Source organism: Intestinimonas sp. UBA1698 (assembly GCF_002320075.1).
GTDB classification, from domain to species: domain Bacteria; phylum Bacillota; class Clostridia; order Oscillospirales; family Oscillospiraceae; genus Intestinimonas; species Intestinimonas massiliensis.
In genome coordinates, this window is sequence record NZ_DCJO01000023.1 from 15176 (window position 1) to 28972 (window position 13797).

Below are 13797 nucleotides of genomic sequence, written 5' to 3' on the forward strand. Positions count from 1 at the left end.
ATGGCCAGAACGGAATCGCAGCGGCAGCTTCTGGCCGCCTATAAACAGCGCCCCATTGTCGGAGGCGTGTGCGCCATCCGGTGCCCCGCCGCGGGACGAACCCTCCTGCTGGCCGCCCCCAACCCGGAGGGGCAGCGCAACCGCTTCGCCTTCTCCGTCTCCACCGGCGCCTGTGTCCACGCCGCGCTGGCCCGGGATTGGCGCGCCTTTGCACCGGATTCCTTCACCTTCGAGGTGCTGGAGACGCTGGAGCGCGGCCCTGGCCAGACCGACGTGGCCTTTCGCGCCGATCTGGAGACCCTTCGGGACATCTGGCGGGACAAGCTGACGGCGGAGGGCGCGGCCCTGTATCACTAAAAGGAGGCAGCGGCACTTGCCGCTGCCTCCTTATTAATGCAAAAGCCGCTCCATATCTTCCGGCAGAGGGACGCAGAGCCGGATGAGCACCCCGGTCAGGGGCTGCACCAGCTCCAGCTCCGCCGAGTGGAGGGCGGGCCGGGGGATCAGCGCCGTATCCTCGGTCCCGTAGAGGAAATCTCCGGTAAGGGGGTGCCCTAGATGGGCCATGTGGACCCGGATCTGGTGAGTACGTCCCGTCTCCAGCTCCAGCCGCAGCAGGGCCCGGCCCGCCCCTGTCCGCAGCACCCGGTAACGGGTCCGGGCCGGCTGGCCGTCCGCCCGGACCTCCCGGGCCAGCAGGGAGCCCTCCACCCGGCCGATGGGGGCGTCCACCACGCCGGCCTCCGGTTCCGGCCTGCCCTCGCACACCGCCAGATAGATGCGCCGAAAGGCCCCGGTGTGGAGCTGCTCCTTCAGCCGCTCCTGGGCGTGGGGGTGCTTGGCTACCACCATCAGCCCCGAGGTCCCCTTGTCCAGCCGGTGGACCGGGTGGTAGTCGGCAAAAACGCCTTGTTTCCGGTAATAATTCATCAAAAAATTACCCAGCGTATCGTTATAGTGACCCGGTCCGGTGTGGCTGGGCACGCCGGGCGCCTTATTGACTACCAGCAGGTCCTCATCCTCGTAGACGATGTCAAGAGGGCCAGGAGCCGGAGTCAGGCCGCTGCGCAGGGCCGCCTCCCCCACCAGGACGGAGAGCTCTTGTCCTATCCGTACCCGCTGGCTGGTATAGACCCGCTGACCGTCCAGCAGGATGCCGTCAGGCAGCCACTTGACCCGCCGGACCACCGTGCCGGACAACCCCAGCTCCCTGCGCAGCACGGTGTCCACCTTCTGGCCGTCCCGCTGGGGCGTGACGATCCAGGTCAGCCGCCGCCCGGTCCGCTTCTCTGCCACAGGACCGCCTCCTCTCTTTGGGATCTGCAAAGTATAGCACAGATGGCGCAAAGATCCAAGTCCAGGCCACTAAATTCACAATTGCCGCATTGCATGCCGGGTGCAAAACGTATATAATAATGTCTACTGAATAAACCGCCAAGCGGTTTATTCGTGCGGCCACTGCCGCATAAGTGCATCAAAATGGGCTATAAACAGCCCTTTTGATGCAATTGAGACATTGTTACAATGCGTATTTCCGCTGGAGCGCCGGATTGCTCCAGCGGAAGGTGCAAGGTTTTCTGGCAAATGAGCCAGAAAACCTTGCACCTGAACAAAGCCAGTTGGCCTTGAAAGCCTTGGGATTCATGGCCTTCGCCTTTGTTTCGTACGCATTATAATAAGAAAACATCCGGAACGAAAAGCAAGGTGGGACCACTATGGGCAGGCAACTGGGCCTTTACATCCACATTCCCTTCTGTAAGAGCAAATGTGACTACTGCGACTTTTACTCCCTGCCGGAGCGGGAAGCCCGCATGGACGCCTATCAAAAGGCCCTGCTGGCCCATCTGAAGGAGACGGCTCCCCAGGCCAAGGGCTATCTGGTGGACACCGTCTATTTCGGCGGCGGCACCCCCAGTTTTTACGGGGAAAAGCGCCTGCGGGAGCTCCTCTCCGCCGTAAAAAAACGCTTTGAGGTGGCGGGCAACGCCGAGATCTCCCTGGAAGCCAACCCGGACAGCGTGGACAAAAAGAGCATGGTCCGCCTGCGCCGGGCGGGCGTGAACCGGGTCTCTCTGGGGATGCAGTCGGCCCACGACGACGAGCTGGAGGCCCTCCACCGGGCCCACACCTGGCAGCAGACCCGGCAGGCGGTGGCCGCCATCCGGGAGGCCAAGGTCAAAAACCTCACTCTGGACCTGATCTACGGCCTGCCCGGTCAGGATATGGCCCGCTGGCAGGACTCGGTGGAGCAGGCCATCGCCCTCCAGCCAGAGCACCTGTCCTGCTACGGCCTGAAGGTGGAGGAGGGCACTCCCCTCTGCGGCCGAGTCCAGCGGGGTGAGGTCCTGCCCACCGACGACGAGCAGGCCGACATGTACCTGTGGGGGGTAGAGCGGCTGGAGGCTGCGGGCTACCACCAGTACGAGATCTCCAACTTTGCCCAGACCGGCTTTCAGTCCCGGCACAACCTGAAATACTGGCTCACCCGCCCCTACCTGGGCTTTGGCCCCGGCGCCCACTCCGACTTCGGCGGCCGCCGGTTCTCCTTCGTCCGGGACCTGGACGCCTACATCGACGGGGTGCTCAACGGCGGTCCCATCATCGACGAGGACGACCTCATCCCCAAGCGGGAGCGCTCAGGGGAGTATCTGATGCTGCGCCTGCGGACCACCTGGGGGATCGAGGAGTGGGAGTACCGGCGGGAGTACTTCATGAACTTTGATCCCATCGAGCAAAAGCTGGCTGAATACGAGCACCGGGGCTGGGCCGCCCGGGACGGCCAGCGCTGGCGGCTGACGCCCCAGGGCTTTCTGGTCTCCAACCAGCTCATCGGCGAGCTGCTGGAGCTCCAGGAGAGCGCCACGCTGGAGACCACCCTGCCCAGGGTCCGGCGGGAGCGGGAACAGGAGATTTGAGCTTTCGAACCGGGGGAGGCGGTGCGCGCATCGCCTCCCCCGGTTTTGTCCGCTCTGCTTTCTAACACTTTGCTAACATCGTCCCAATCGACAGGATTTGGCGGGCCGGGCTTGTTTACAAAGGCCGCAGGGGTGTGGTAGGATAGGGGGGATCACACCCACCCATGCGACTGTTTTGGAGGCAGACTATGAGGCAATTCTTTCGACGGGCCACGGCCCTCACCCTGGCGCTGCTGTTGGGGCTCACCCCCATGGCCGCCGCGTCTGAGGCACTTGGCGACGACCTGCATACCGGCACGGTGAGCCTGGCCCCCGGTGTGGAGCTGACCCGCCAGATCTTCTGGAGCAATTCCAAGTCCGACCTGCGCACCGAACGCTACTTTACATACTCCCCCGGCTCCGGCGTCTACCCGGCGGTGGTCTACGGCGACAAGGTGCTGGACAAGCAGACCCTGTCCGCCATGGCCCAAAGCCTGGAGTCCCAGGGCTACCGGGTGGTGGGCGGCGTCAACGGCGATTTTTATGACATGTCCACCGGCAACACCTTGGGCGTGCTCATCTCCGATGGGGTTCTCCGCTCCACCTCCGGCGGCTTTTACGCCGTGGGCTTCCGGGAGGACGGTTCCGCCTTCATCGGCTGGCCCGCCATCTCGGTGACCGCCACCTTCTCCGGCTATACCCTTCAGGTCACCGACGTGAACAAGACCCGCACCGCCCTTAGCAACAGCACCCCCGGCGGCTACTACCTCTATACCGACGATTACAGCAAGACCACCCAGCACACCAGCCCCGGCATCGACGTCATCCTCTCCCCCGTCGCCGACCATCTGGGCGAGTCGGTGGACGTGGACCTGGATGTGTCCGGCCACGACGGCAAGCCCGTGGAGCGCTCCGAGGATCAAACGGAGGACCGGGCCGCAGGGGAGGGCGAGACGGCCCCCGACGCGGCGGATTCCGAGGCTCTGGAGGCCGAAGAGCGGACCGGCGAGACCACCGAGGTCTCCGAGATCAACGCCACCCTGGTCCAGACCGACCAGCTCCAGGTGGGGGGCCGCGTCTCCTGCGTGGTGGAGCAGGTACTGGAGTCCACCGGCTCCATCGCCATCCCCGAGGGTAAGATGGTGCTGACCATCAACAAGGCCAACAACCAGTGGCTGGTGGACATGGCCGCCGGCCTCAAGCCCGGCGATACGGTGGACATCGACGTGACCAGCACCGACACCCGCTGGAACGACGCCGTCACCGCTCTGGGCGGCTTCTACCGCATCGTCACCAACGGCCAGATTGGCCCCAACACCGGCTCCACCGCCACCCCCCGCACCGCCGTAGGCATCAAGGCCGACGGCACCGTGGTCATCTACGCCATCGACGGCAGCCAGCCCGGCTACAGCGTGGGGGCTTCCCTCACCCAGGTGGCCCAGCGGATGATCGAGCTGGGCTGCGTGGACGTGGTGGGCCTGGACGGCGGCGGCTCCACCACCCTGGGGGCCACCCTGCCCACCAAGGACAGCATGGAGATCGTCAACAAGCCCTCCCAGTCCGGCGGCCTGCGGGCGGTGAGCACCGGCCTGTTCCTCATCGCCAAGCTGCAGCCCACCGGCGAGGCCGACCATGTCTATGTCTCGCCCTACGACTCCCTGCTCCTCTCCGGGGCCAGCGTCCCCCTGTACGCCACGGTCATGGACAGCGCCTATTACCCCATGAGCGACAGCGGCAATGTGACCTGGTCCATCAGCAACGGGGATGGGACCGTCTCCTCCGCCGGCGTGTTTACCGCCGGAGAGGCGGGCGGCGCCGTCCAGGTCACCGCCACGGCGGGCCGGGTATCCGGCCAGGCCACCATGACGGTGTTCCGCACCCCCAGCTCCATCACCCTATCCAATGAGACCACCGGCGCCGCCGTCACCAGTCTGGCCCTGGAGCCCAACCAGAGCGTGGACCTGAAGGCCAGCGCCACCTATCGAAACCTCTCCCTGATGTCTCAGGATACCTGCTACACCTGGTCGGCGGACCCGGCCGTGGGCACGGTGGATGAAAACGGCGTCTTTACCGCCGGCCCCAAGACGGCCACCGGCAATCTCACCGCCACCGCCGGAGGCAGAACGGTCACCGTCCCGGTCACCGTGGCCGGCCACATTCTGGAACTGGAGGACTTCGAGGGGGATCTCACCGCCTTTACCGGCACCAGCGCCGCCTCCCTCTCGGCCGAGACCGCCTCGGACTACGTCCGCTTCGGCCGGCAGAGCGGCAAGCTGGACTATGACGCCTCCGCGGGCGGTACCGCCGTCCTCTCCTCCGCCCTGCCCATCGCTGAGGGCGAGCGCTACCTCAACCTCTGGGTCTACGGCGACGGCTCCGGCAACGCCTTGACCGCCACCATCACCAGCCAGACGGGCGAGACCTCCGACGTGGTCCTCACCGGCCTGGACTTCTCCGGCTGGAAGCGCCTCAGCACCGCCCTGCCGGAGAATGCCCGTACCCTCAGCGCCCTGAACGTGGTCTACGGCGGCAGCGGCGTCTCCTCCGGCACCCTGTGGCTGGACCAGATCACCACCGCCAACGAGGACTTCGTGGACGAGACCGCGCCCACTGTGACCCTCAAGGTCTCGGGCACCGCAGTCACCGCCACGGTCAGCGACAACGTGGACCAGAGCTTCGCCGCCGCCTCCCTGACCCTGACGCTGGACGGCCGGGTGCTGGACTTCCAGTGGGATGCCTCCAAGTCCGCCCTCACCGCCAAGCTGCCCGCGGCCGACGGCAAGCTCCACCGGCTCACCGTCACCGCCGCCGACCAGAGTGGCAACATCGGCCGGGCCTCCCATGACATCCAGCCCGCTTCCTCCACTGACCCGGAGGCCCCTGGCTACACCGGCCCCTTCGTGGACATGACCACCCACTGGGCCCGGGCGTATACCACCTATCTCTATGACATGGGCGTGACCAACGGGGTGGAGACCACCGAGGGGCTCCAGTTCCAGCCGGAGAAGAACATCACCCGGGGCGAGTTCGCCCTGATGGTCACCCGCTGGATGGGGCTGAACCCGGACGACTACGCCGGCGTGGAGCTCCCCTTCGCGGACCTGGCGTCCATCCCGTCCTGGATGCTGGGCGGCATGAAGGCCACCTACTCCCTGGGCATCCTCAAGGGCAGCCTGGAGGGCGGACAGTTGGTGAGCCGGGCCACCGAGACCATCAGCCGGGCCGAGGCCATGACCATCCTGGGCCGCATCCAGCCCAAGGGCTATCCCCTGGCCGCCCTCACCTTTAACGACGCCGCATCCGTGGCAGGCTGGGCCCGGTCCCACGTGCAGTCCCTGGTGGGGCAGGGGGTCATCTCCGGCTACGACAACCAGCTTCGCCCCAACGACCCCGTCAAGCGCAGCGAAGTGGCCAAGATGCTCTACGCCATCCTGTAAGCCCATGATAAAACGCCAAACGTCCGGCGGACCTTTGCGGTCCGCCGGACGTTTGATGTTTATCGTGCGCTGAGGCTGGCGATGAACTGCCGTGCCCCTCTGGGGGTTCGACCCGGAAATTTCATGTCCCACTTGACCGCCTCCCGCATCAGCTCGCCCCGGTCCATGCTCACCCCCGCCTGGTCGGCCAGTTGCTCGATCAGCTCCAGGAATTCCGCCTTGTTCAGGGCCAGATAGGGAATGCGCAGTCCAAAGCGATCGGACAGGGCGGTCTTTTCCGCAATGGTCTCTCGGATGTCCACCTCGTCCCCCGCCCGGTCGCTGAAGGTCTGCCGCACCAGCAGACGCCGATTGGAGGTGGCATAGATGGCCACGTTGTCCGGCCGCTTCTCCAGGCCGCCCTCCAGAATGGTCTTGACCACCGAGTAGGTGTTGTCATCCTGATCAAAGGCCAGGTCGTCGATGAAGAGGATGAATTTCTGCTGCCGACCCCGCAGGCTGCGGATCAGGGCCGGCATATCCCGCAGGCCCTCCTTCTGCACCTCGATGAGCCGCAGATTGCCGAAGTCCGGCACCGACAGTAGGCACTTCACTGTGGCCGACTTGCCGGTACCGCTGTCGCCGTAGAGCAGCACGTCGTTGACCCGGCGGCCCTCCAGCAGGGCCCGGGTGTTGGCGATGACCTGGTCCCGCTGGAGGGTGTAGCCCATCATCTCCTCCTCGTCAGGGCAGTCGGGCTCGTGTACGGGAATGAGGGCGCCGTCGGTCCACACGAAGGCCCGATACCGAGCGAAGAGTCCCGCCCCGTGCTCCCGGTAGAAGGCGGTGAGCCCGTCAAAGTCGAAATCCGCCCCCGCCTGCCAGCGGGGCAGCTCCTCCAGCACGGGAGCGAACTCCGGTCCCAGCAGGCCGGTCAGCTTCTCCAGCACCGCCCCGCAGTCCAGCCCGCGCAGCCGCTTCAGGACGTTCACATCCCGCCGGGCCGCAGCCTCCAGGACCGCGTCCGCCCCCGCCGGGCCGGTCAGCGCCCGGGGATAGGGGGTCTCCCGGTAGCGCAGCAGCGCCAGCAGCCCGTCGCCCATACCGTGGGCACCGGCCTCCTGCAGCGCCAGCACCACGTCGGTGTAGGCCCCCAGCGCCTCCTCGCCCCGGCCCGCCGCCAGTCCGTCCAGCAGATTTCCCACCGCCTTCAGCAGGGGCTCATCCCTCAGCGCCTTATAGGCGGACAGCCCCAACAGGGCGGCTCTCAACTCCCGTGTCATCCCACATCGCCTCTTTCTCTGTTTGCCCATCAGGATAGCACAATTCCCCCTGTCGGACAAGCCTGTGCCGTCTGCTTCGTACCAATTGACAGGGCTCCCCAAAGGGATTATGATTTTTCTTGTGAATTTGACCGCGTGGAACGCGCCGTAAGGAGGAAAAATGATGACAGAAGTCGTGGCGGCCCTCATCTGGGAGGGCGAACGGTTTTTGATCTGCCAGCGACCGGCCCACAAGGCCCGGGGCCTGCTGTGGGAGTTTGTGGGCGGCAAGGTGGAGCCCGGGGAGACCCCGGAGCAGGCGCTGGCGCGGGAGTGCCGGGAGGAGCTGGATGTAACGGTATCGGTGGGCGAGCCCTTCATGGATGTGGTTCACGCTTATCCGGACCTTACGGTCCATCTGACTCTGTTCCACGCCGCCCTTGCCGGAGGCGTCCCCAGGTTGCTGGAACACAACGATCTACGGTGGGTCACCCCCGCCGAGATCCCCAACTACACCTTCTGTCCCGCTGACCGGCCCATTCTGCAGCGTCTGGCTGAATGTTCCGCTTCTCCTTGTATGTAAATAAAAAATGCGCCGCACCCTTCCAGAGGATACCAGCGCTGCCTGTCGCATAGGGAAAAGAATCCTGCAAATACTAGCTTTGTCTAGAACAACAAGACCGCAGGAGGAATTCTATATATGAAAGCAACTGGTATCGTGCGGCGGATCGATGACCTGGGCCGCGTGGTCATTCCCAAGGAAATCCGCCGTACTATGCGTATCCGCGAGGGCGACCCCTTGGAGATCTACACCGACAAGGATGGAGGGGTCATCTTCAAAAAATACTCCCTCATGGGAGGGCTCGGCGACTTTGCCGGGCAGATGTGCGAGACCCTGAACAAAACTACCGGCGAGATCGCCGTCATCACCGACCGGGACGCCTGCATCGCCGTGGCCGGAGCGGCCCGCCGGGAACTGGCCGACAAGCGGGTCTCCCCTGAACTGGAACAGATCATGGAAGGCCGCCAGATCTATCAGTTCAAGCCTGGCGCCCCCCCCCTTCCTCTGTGCGAGGACAGCGACAAATATGTGATCTCCTGTGCCGCGCCCATTCTTTCCGAGGGCGATGTGCTGGGCTGCGTGCTCTTTGCCGGCACCGACAGCGAGATCCAGAGCAGCGAGACCGATTATAAGCTGGCGCAGACCATTGCCGGCTTCCTGGGCCGTCACATGGAGTCCTGATCCCTTGTCCCCCCATTGCGCACCGCATCCCCCTTTGCTATAATGGCCGCAGCAGGACCAATAGCAAAGGGGGATTTTATGCGTCTGTTCATCGCCGTCTCCTTTCCCGCGCCGCTGCGGGAACAGCTCCGTCAGGCCGCCGGGCGGCTGCAGGGCCAGTGTCTGCGCGGCAGATTCACCCTGACGGACAATTTTCATCTCACCCTGGCCTTTCTGGGCGAGACCGAACGCCGGGCCGCCGCTGAGGCCGCCATGGATCGGGTGTCGGCTCCGGGCTTTGATCTCCAGATTGGGGCCCCGGGCCTGTTTCGCCAGCGGGATGGTGATCTCTGGTGGCTGGGCATAGAGCCCTCTCCCGCCCTGCTGGAGGTGCACCGGCAGCTCACCGAGGAGCTGAGCGCGGCGGGCTTTGTTCTGGAACGCCGCCCCTTCCGCCCTCATCTCACCCTGGGCCGTCAGGTGGTCCCCGCCCCAGGCTTTGACCGGGCGGCCTTTGCCCGCTCCCTGCCGCCCATGGGTACAAAGGTGCGTCGCATCACTCTGATGCAGTCGGAGCGCATCCAGGACCGCCTGACCTATACTCCTCTCCACCACCGCGCCCTTTCGTCCGGTTGACAAGAAAGCGCGCGCACGGTATCCGTGCGCGCGCTTTCTTGTTCAAGGCGTGTGCTGGGGCAGGAAGGAGGCCGGGTCCACCGGCTCATCCCCCCGGATCATCTCAAAGTGGAGATGAGGGGCCTTGGCGGCCTCCGCCGCGGCGGTGTCCCCCACCGCGCCCAGGACGGCTCCCGTCTGAACCGCGTCTCCCACCTGAACGGCAGGGGTGGCGGCCAGGTTGGCATAGACGCTTTTCAGCCCGTCGCCATGGTCCACCACGATGGTGGTCCCCATCAGCACGTCGTCCTCAATGGACGCCACCGTACCCGCCGCGACAGCCAGCACCTCCGTGCCCAGGCTGGCCGCGATGTCCAGACCCGAGTGCGTGCGCCAGTCGCCCATGGTTTCGTCATAGGCCAGCACCTCCAGGGAATAATCCGCAATGACTTCCCCCTTCACCGGCCAGGTAAAGACCGTCGGGGCCGCAGGCGTCCGGGCCGGGGCGGGGCTGGCCGAAACCGCCGGGCTGCCGGACGGCTGCATGGTCGCGGGGGCAGCCGTGCCCGGGCTGGGCGAAGCCTGGGGGGAGACCGATGGCTTCACCGGCTGGGGCGTGGCCGACTGGGAGGGGGAGGGGGTCACCACCACCTGGATGGGCCCCGCCACGGCGGTATTGCCGCCGTCTCCCAGATTCAGAGAGGAAAAGAGATAATAGCCCGAGATTCCAATTGCGGCGACGCAGAGGAACAGGACTATGTAAAAGCCCTTTCCCGCCATAAAGTCGCCAATCCGTTCCACAAAAGGTCGTTTTTTCATTGGTTGGAAACACCTCCGGTCCTATTGTGGACAGGCTGCTTCCAGCTTATACATTCTTACCCAGAAATTTCTCTTGACTTTTTGATTTTCCTGTGCATATATATTATACCCAGTATAAACAGTTGAGGTCCTTGAAAAATTTTATGAAAATTTAAGGTTTCCTCTTCCCTTCCCTTCATCTTTCTCTGGTATCGTAAAGGGGCATCGGGAAAGGTACATATCCCATTCGTAAAGGAGTCGGCAACATGGAACAAACTGTCGTCAAGCAAAAACCCGCGGTCGAAGCGGCCGTCACTCCCACCCGGGAGACGGCGCAGAAGCCCAAAATCAAATCTCCTGCGTCTAAAAAGCGGCGCAAGTGGATCAAGCGTCTGATCATCCTGGCGGTGCTGGCCGCCCTGGTGGTCTTTCTGTTCAAAAGCTGCTCCGGCACTGGCAGCATCATGGCCGCGGGCTCCTACATACCCGCCGTCGCCGCCCGGCAGGAGCTGCTGGTCTCCGTCTCCGGCACCGGCACCATCGAGCCCATTCACTCTTATAAGGTGACCACCCTGATCCAGGGCGAGGTTCTGGAGGCCCCCTTCGAGGAGGGTCAGACCGTCCACAAGGGCGATCTGCTCTTCCGTATCGACTCCAAGGACGTGGAGGCCTCCATCCGGCAGGCTGAGCTGAGTCTGGAGTCCGCCCGCCTCAACTACAGCCAGCTCCTCAAGAACCAGTCCGACAGCCAGAAAAACGCCACCGTCAAGGCCACCGCCGCCGGCGTGGTCACCAAGCTGTATGTGGACCAGGGGGACATGGTGTCGGCGGGCGCACCCATCGCCGACATCCTGGACCGGGACAACCTGAAGCTCACCGTTCCCTTCCACTCCGTCCAGGCGGCCTCCATCTCCGTGGGCCAGCAGGCCCTGGTCAGCGTGGACGGTGCCCTGGACACCCTGTACGGCACGGTGGACTCCATCGCCGCCACCGACGAGGTGGGTCCCGGCGGCACCCTGGTCCGGCCGGTCACCATCCGGCTGGTGAACCCCGGCGCGCTGGACAACACCTCCAGCGGCTCGGCCACCATCAACGGCTCCGCCAGCGCCGCCAGCAGCACCTTTGCCTACGCAGAGAGCAAGCAGGTGGTGGCCAAGACCTCCGGCGAACTCAAGAGCCTCACCGTCCAGGAGGGGGACCGGGTCTTCCTGGACCAAGTCATCGGCGGCTTTGACGAGACCGATATGGACACGCAGATCCAAAATGCCGCCATCCAGGTCAAGACCGCCGAGCTGACCCTCCAGAACGCCAGAGACAAGCTGGAGGACTACTCCATCACCTCCACCATCGACGGCGAGGTCATCGAGAAAAACTACGACGTGGGGGACAACATCGACGCCACCACCGGCTCCACCAGCGGCGTCACCTACCCCGCCGTCATCTACGACCTGTCCGCCCTCACCTTTGACATCAACATCCACGAGCTGGACATCAACAAGATTCAGGTGGGTCAGCAGGTGGAGATTACCTCCGACGCGCTGGACGGCCAGAGCTTTACCGGCACGGTGGACAAAGTGAACATCAACGGCACTACCTCCAACGGCGTCACCACCTACCCCGTCACCGTGCGTATTGACGGCTCCCCCCAGGAGCTGAAGCCGGGCATGAACATCTCCGCCCGCATCATTGTGGAGGACGCCGGCCAGGTGCTGTGCATCCCCGTGGAGGCAGTAAGCCGGGGCCAGAACGGCGTCAGCCTCGTCAAGGTGGCGGGCCCCGGCGCGCTGGACGAGGCGGGCAGCCTGGCCGACCCCTCCAAGCTGGAGGACCGGGAGGTCACCCTGGGCCGGAACGACGAATCCTTCATCGAGGTCCTCTCGGGGCTGGAGGAGGGCGAGACCGTCTTTATCCAGAACGCCGCTTCCGCCAACCCCTGGGGCTGATAACGGGGTGATCAGATAATATGGAACACCTCATTGAACTCAAGGACGTCTACAAGATCTACCAGATGGGCGACGAGACCGTCCACGCCCTGGACGGCGTGAGCCTGGCCATCGACCCAGGCGAATTTGTGGCCATCGTGGGCTCCTCCGGCTCGGGCAAGTCCACTGCCATGAACATCATCGGCTGTCTGGACGTGCCCACCTCCGGCACCTACCACCTGGGCGGCGTGGACGTGTCCACCATGGACGACGACGACCAGGCCGAGATCCGAAACAAGATGCTGGGCTTTATCTTTCAGCAGTACAACCTGATCCCCAAGCTGAATGTGCTGGAGAACGTGGAACTCCCCCTTCTCTATGCCGGCGTGGACGCCGCGGAGCGTCGGGAACGGGCCATGAGCGCTCTGTCCCGGGTGGGCCTGACGGACAAGGGCAAAAACCTGCCCAGCCAGCTCTCCGGCGGACAGCAGCAGCGGGTCTCCATCGCCCGGGCCCTGGCGGGCAACCCCTCGGTCATCCTGGCCGACGAGCCCACCGGCGCGCTGGATTCCCGCACCGGCCGGGAGGTGCTCTCCTTCCTCCAGAAGCTGAACCGGGAAGGGGACACCGTGGTCCTCATTACCCATGACAACTCCATCGCCGTCAAAGCCAACCGCATCGTACGGCTCCAGGACGGCCGGATCATCTACGACGGCGACGCCCGGGACCCCAAGGCCGTGGTCCAGCCCGAGGAGGACATCGACGACATCCAGGGCTTTGACGCGCCGGACGGAGAGGAGGCCAGGGCATGAATTTTACGCAGTCCTTCCGCCTGGCCATCAAATCCCTGCTGACCAGCAAGATGCGGGCCCTGCTGACCATGCTGGGCATCATCATCGGCGTAGGCGCCGTCATCGTCATCACCAGCCTGGGCAACGGCATGCAGCAGATGATGAACCAGCAGTTTGAGCAGTTGGGCGCCAACCTGCTCCAGGTGCAGATCTACAACTACGGCGGGGCCTCCTCCCGCATGGTGGACCCCGCCGACATGTACGCTCTGGTAGACAAGTATCCCCAGTATCTCTCCGGCGTCAGCCCCTATGTGCGCACCCAGGCCATGGTGCGGCAGGGCTCGGAGGAGTTTGGGCGCACCACCATTTACGGCGTCAGCGAGTTTTTCTATGACGCCGACCGGAACCAGACCATGAGCGGCGAGACCCTGGCCCAGGGCCGGTTCCTCTCCTACGTTGACGTGGATCGCTACCAGAACGTGTGCGTCATCGGCAGCTACCTGGCACAGAACGCCTTCGGCGGAGACGCCCTGGGCAGGACCCTCACCATCCGGGGCACGCCTTTCACCGTCATCGGCGTGCTGACCCAGAAGGCCGACGGCACCGAGGGCAGCGGCGACGACATCCTCTTCCTCCCCTATGGAAACGCCATGCGGCTCAACGGCACCGGCTGGGTGGACCTCTATCTCTTCAACAGCACCAGCAAGGCCGGCTCCACCGCCGCCAAGGGCATCATTGAAAACCGGCTCTTCCAGACCTACCAGGACGACGACGCCTACTTTGTCATGTCCAGCGCCGAGATGATGGACGCCATGAACACCATGATGAGCACCATGATGCTGGTGCTGGTGGCCATCGCCGCCATCTCCCTGCTGGT

12 protein-coding genes are annotated in these 13797 nt (G+C 64.4%); 9 read left to right on the forward strand and 3 right to left on the reverse strand.

Annotated features, from left to right (window positions below):
• Window positions 1-357, forward strand: coding sequence for a GIY-YIG nuclease family protein (locus B3H64_RS04790; protein ID WP_286733401.1), 357 nt, complete (start codon window positions 1-3; stop codon window positions 355-357).
• A 33-nt stretch (window positions 358-390) separates the two neighbouring features.
• Here the strand turns inward: B3H64_RS04790 and B3H64_RS04795 are convergent, their stop codons facing one another.
• The gene (locus B3H64_RS04795) at window positions 391-1296 is read right to left on the reverse strand and encodes an RluA family pseudouridine synthase (RefSeq protein ID WP_286733402.1); all 906 of its coding nucleotides are present in this window, start codon (window positions 1294-1296) and stop codon (window positions 391-393) included.
• Between the two features lie 419 nt (window positions 1297-1715).
• Here B3H64_RS04795 and hemW point away from each other — a divergent pair, with 419 nt between their 5' ends.
• On the forward strand, window positions 1716-2915 hold the full coding sequence (gene hemW / locus B3H64_RS04800) for a radical SAM family heme chaperone HemW (RefSeq protein WP_286733403.1): 1200 nt from the start codon (window positions 1716-1718) through the stop codon (window positions 2913-2915).
• A gap of 188 nt (window positions 2916-3103) precedes the next feature.
• Complete coding sequence (locus tag B3H64_RS04805; RefSeq protein ID WP_286733404.1) at window positions 3104-6331, forward strand: phosphodiester glycosidase family protein; 3228 nt, start codon at window positions 3104-3106, stop codon at window positions 6329-6331.
• Between the two features lie 59 nt (window positions 6332-6390).
• Here the strand turns inward: B3H64_RS04805 and B3H64_RS04810 are convergent, their stop codons facing one another.
• Entirely contained in the window at window positions 6391-7593 is a 1203-nt protein-coding gene (locus B3H64_RS04810; protein ID WP_286733405.1) for an ATP-binding protein, read from the reverse strand.
• A gap of 163 nt (window positions 7594-7756) precedes the next feature.
• On the opposite strand from B3H64_RS04810, the gene B3H64_RS04815 reads away from it, so the two are divergent.
• The 3 genes from B3H64_RS04815 (at window position 7757) to thpR (ending at window position 9430) form a co-directional block, all read left to right on the forward strand.
• Window positions 7757-8155, forward strand: coding sequence for a (deoxy)nucleoside triphosphate pyrophosphohydrolase (locus B3H64_RS04815; RefSeq protein ID WP_050616885.1), 399 nt, complete (start codon window positions 7757-7759; stop codon window positions 8153-8155).
• A 117-nt stretch (window positions 8156-8272) separates the two neighbouring features.
• On the forward strand, window positions 8273-8815 hold the full coding sequence (locus B3H64_RS04820; protein ID WP_050616886.1) for a stage V sporulation T C-terminal domain-containing protein: 543 nt from the start codon (window positions 8273-8275) through the stop codon (window positions 8813-8815).
• A 78-nt stretch (window positions 8816-8893) separates the two neighbouring features.
• The gene (thpR, locus tag B3H64_RS04825) at window positions 8894-9430 is read left to right on the forward strand and encodes an RNA 2',3'-cyclic phosphodiesterase (RefSeq protein ID WP_050616887.1); all 537 of its coding nucleotides are present in this window, start codon (window positions 8894-8896) and stop codon (window positions 9428-9430) included.
• Between the two features lie 42 nt (window positions 9431-9472).
• On the opposite strand, the gene B3H64_RS04830 is transcribed toward thpR, so the two are convergent.
• Window positions 9473-10228: a M23 family metallopeptidase gene (locus B3H64_RS04830; protein ID WP_256302851.1), complete on the reverse strand. Its 756-nt coding sequence runs from the start codon at window positions 10226-10228 to the stop codon at window positions 9473-9475.
• 245 nt (window positions 10229-10473) lie between these two features.
• On the opposite strand from B3H64_RS04830, the gene B3H64_RS04835 reads away from it, so the two are divergent.
• From B3H64_RS04835 to B3H64_RS04845, 3 genes are all read left to right on the forward strand, one after another.
• A complete protein-coding gene (locus B3H64_RS04835; RefSeq protein WP_050616889.1) occupies window positions 10474-12150 on the forward strand; it encodes an efflux RND transporter periplasmic adaptor subunit in 1677 nt (558 codons plus the stop codon).
• A 20-nt stretch (window positions 12151-12170) separates the two neighbouring features.
• Window positions 12171-12941, forward strand: coding sequence for an ABC transporter ATP-binding protein (locus tag B3H64_RS04840; protein ID WP_050616890.1), 771 nt, complete (start codon window positions 12171-12173; stop codon window positions 12939-12941).
• Window positions 12938-13797 (forward strand): ABC transporter permease (locus B3H64_RS04845; RefSeq protein ID WP_286733409.1); only part of this gene is annotated, 860 nt, incomplete at its 3' end. The genes B3H64_RS04840 and B3H64_RS04845, both read left to right, overlap by 4 nt.

Coding starts and splice junctions, on each gene's coding strand:
- hemW (WP_286733403.1), top strand. CDS start 1,716: ATGGGCAGGCAACTGGGCCTTTACATCCACATTCCCTTCTGTAAGAGC.
- B3H64_RS04820 (WP_050616886.1), top strand. CDS start 8,273: ATGAAAGCAACTGGTATCGTGCGGCGGATCGATGACCTGGGCCGCGTG.
- B3H64_RS04790 (WP_286733401.1), top strand. CDS start 1: ATGGCCAGAACGGAATCGCAGCGGCAGCTTCTGGCCGCCTATAAACAG.
- B3H64_RS04830 (WP_256302851.1), bottom strand. CDS start 10,228: ATGAAAAAACGACCTTTTGTGGAACGGATTGGCGACTTTATGGCGGGA.
- B3H64_RS04805 (WP_286733404.1), top strand. CDS start 3,104: ATGAGGCAATTCTTTCGACGGGCCACGGCCCTCACCCTGGCGCTGCTG.
- B3H64_RS04835 (WP_050616889.1), top strand. CDS start 10,474: ATGGAACAAACTGTCGTCAAGCAAAAACCCGCGGTCGAAGCGGCCGTC.
- B3H64_RS04840 (WP_050616890.1), top strand. CDS start 12,171: ATGGAACACCTCATTGAACTCAAGGACGTCTACAAGATCTACCAGATG.
- thpR (WP_050616887.1), top strand. CDS start 8,894: ATGCGTCTGTTCATCGCCGTCTCCTTTCCCGCGCCGCTGCGGGAACAG.
- B3H64_RS04810 (WP_286733405.1), bottom strand. CDS start 7,593: ATGACACGGGAGTTGAGAGCCGCCCTGTTGGGGCTGTCCGCCTATAAG.
- B3H64_RS04815 (WP_050616885.1), top strand. CDS start 7,757: ATGACAGAAGTCGTGGCGGCCCTCATCTGGGAGGGCGAACGGTTTTTG.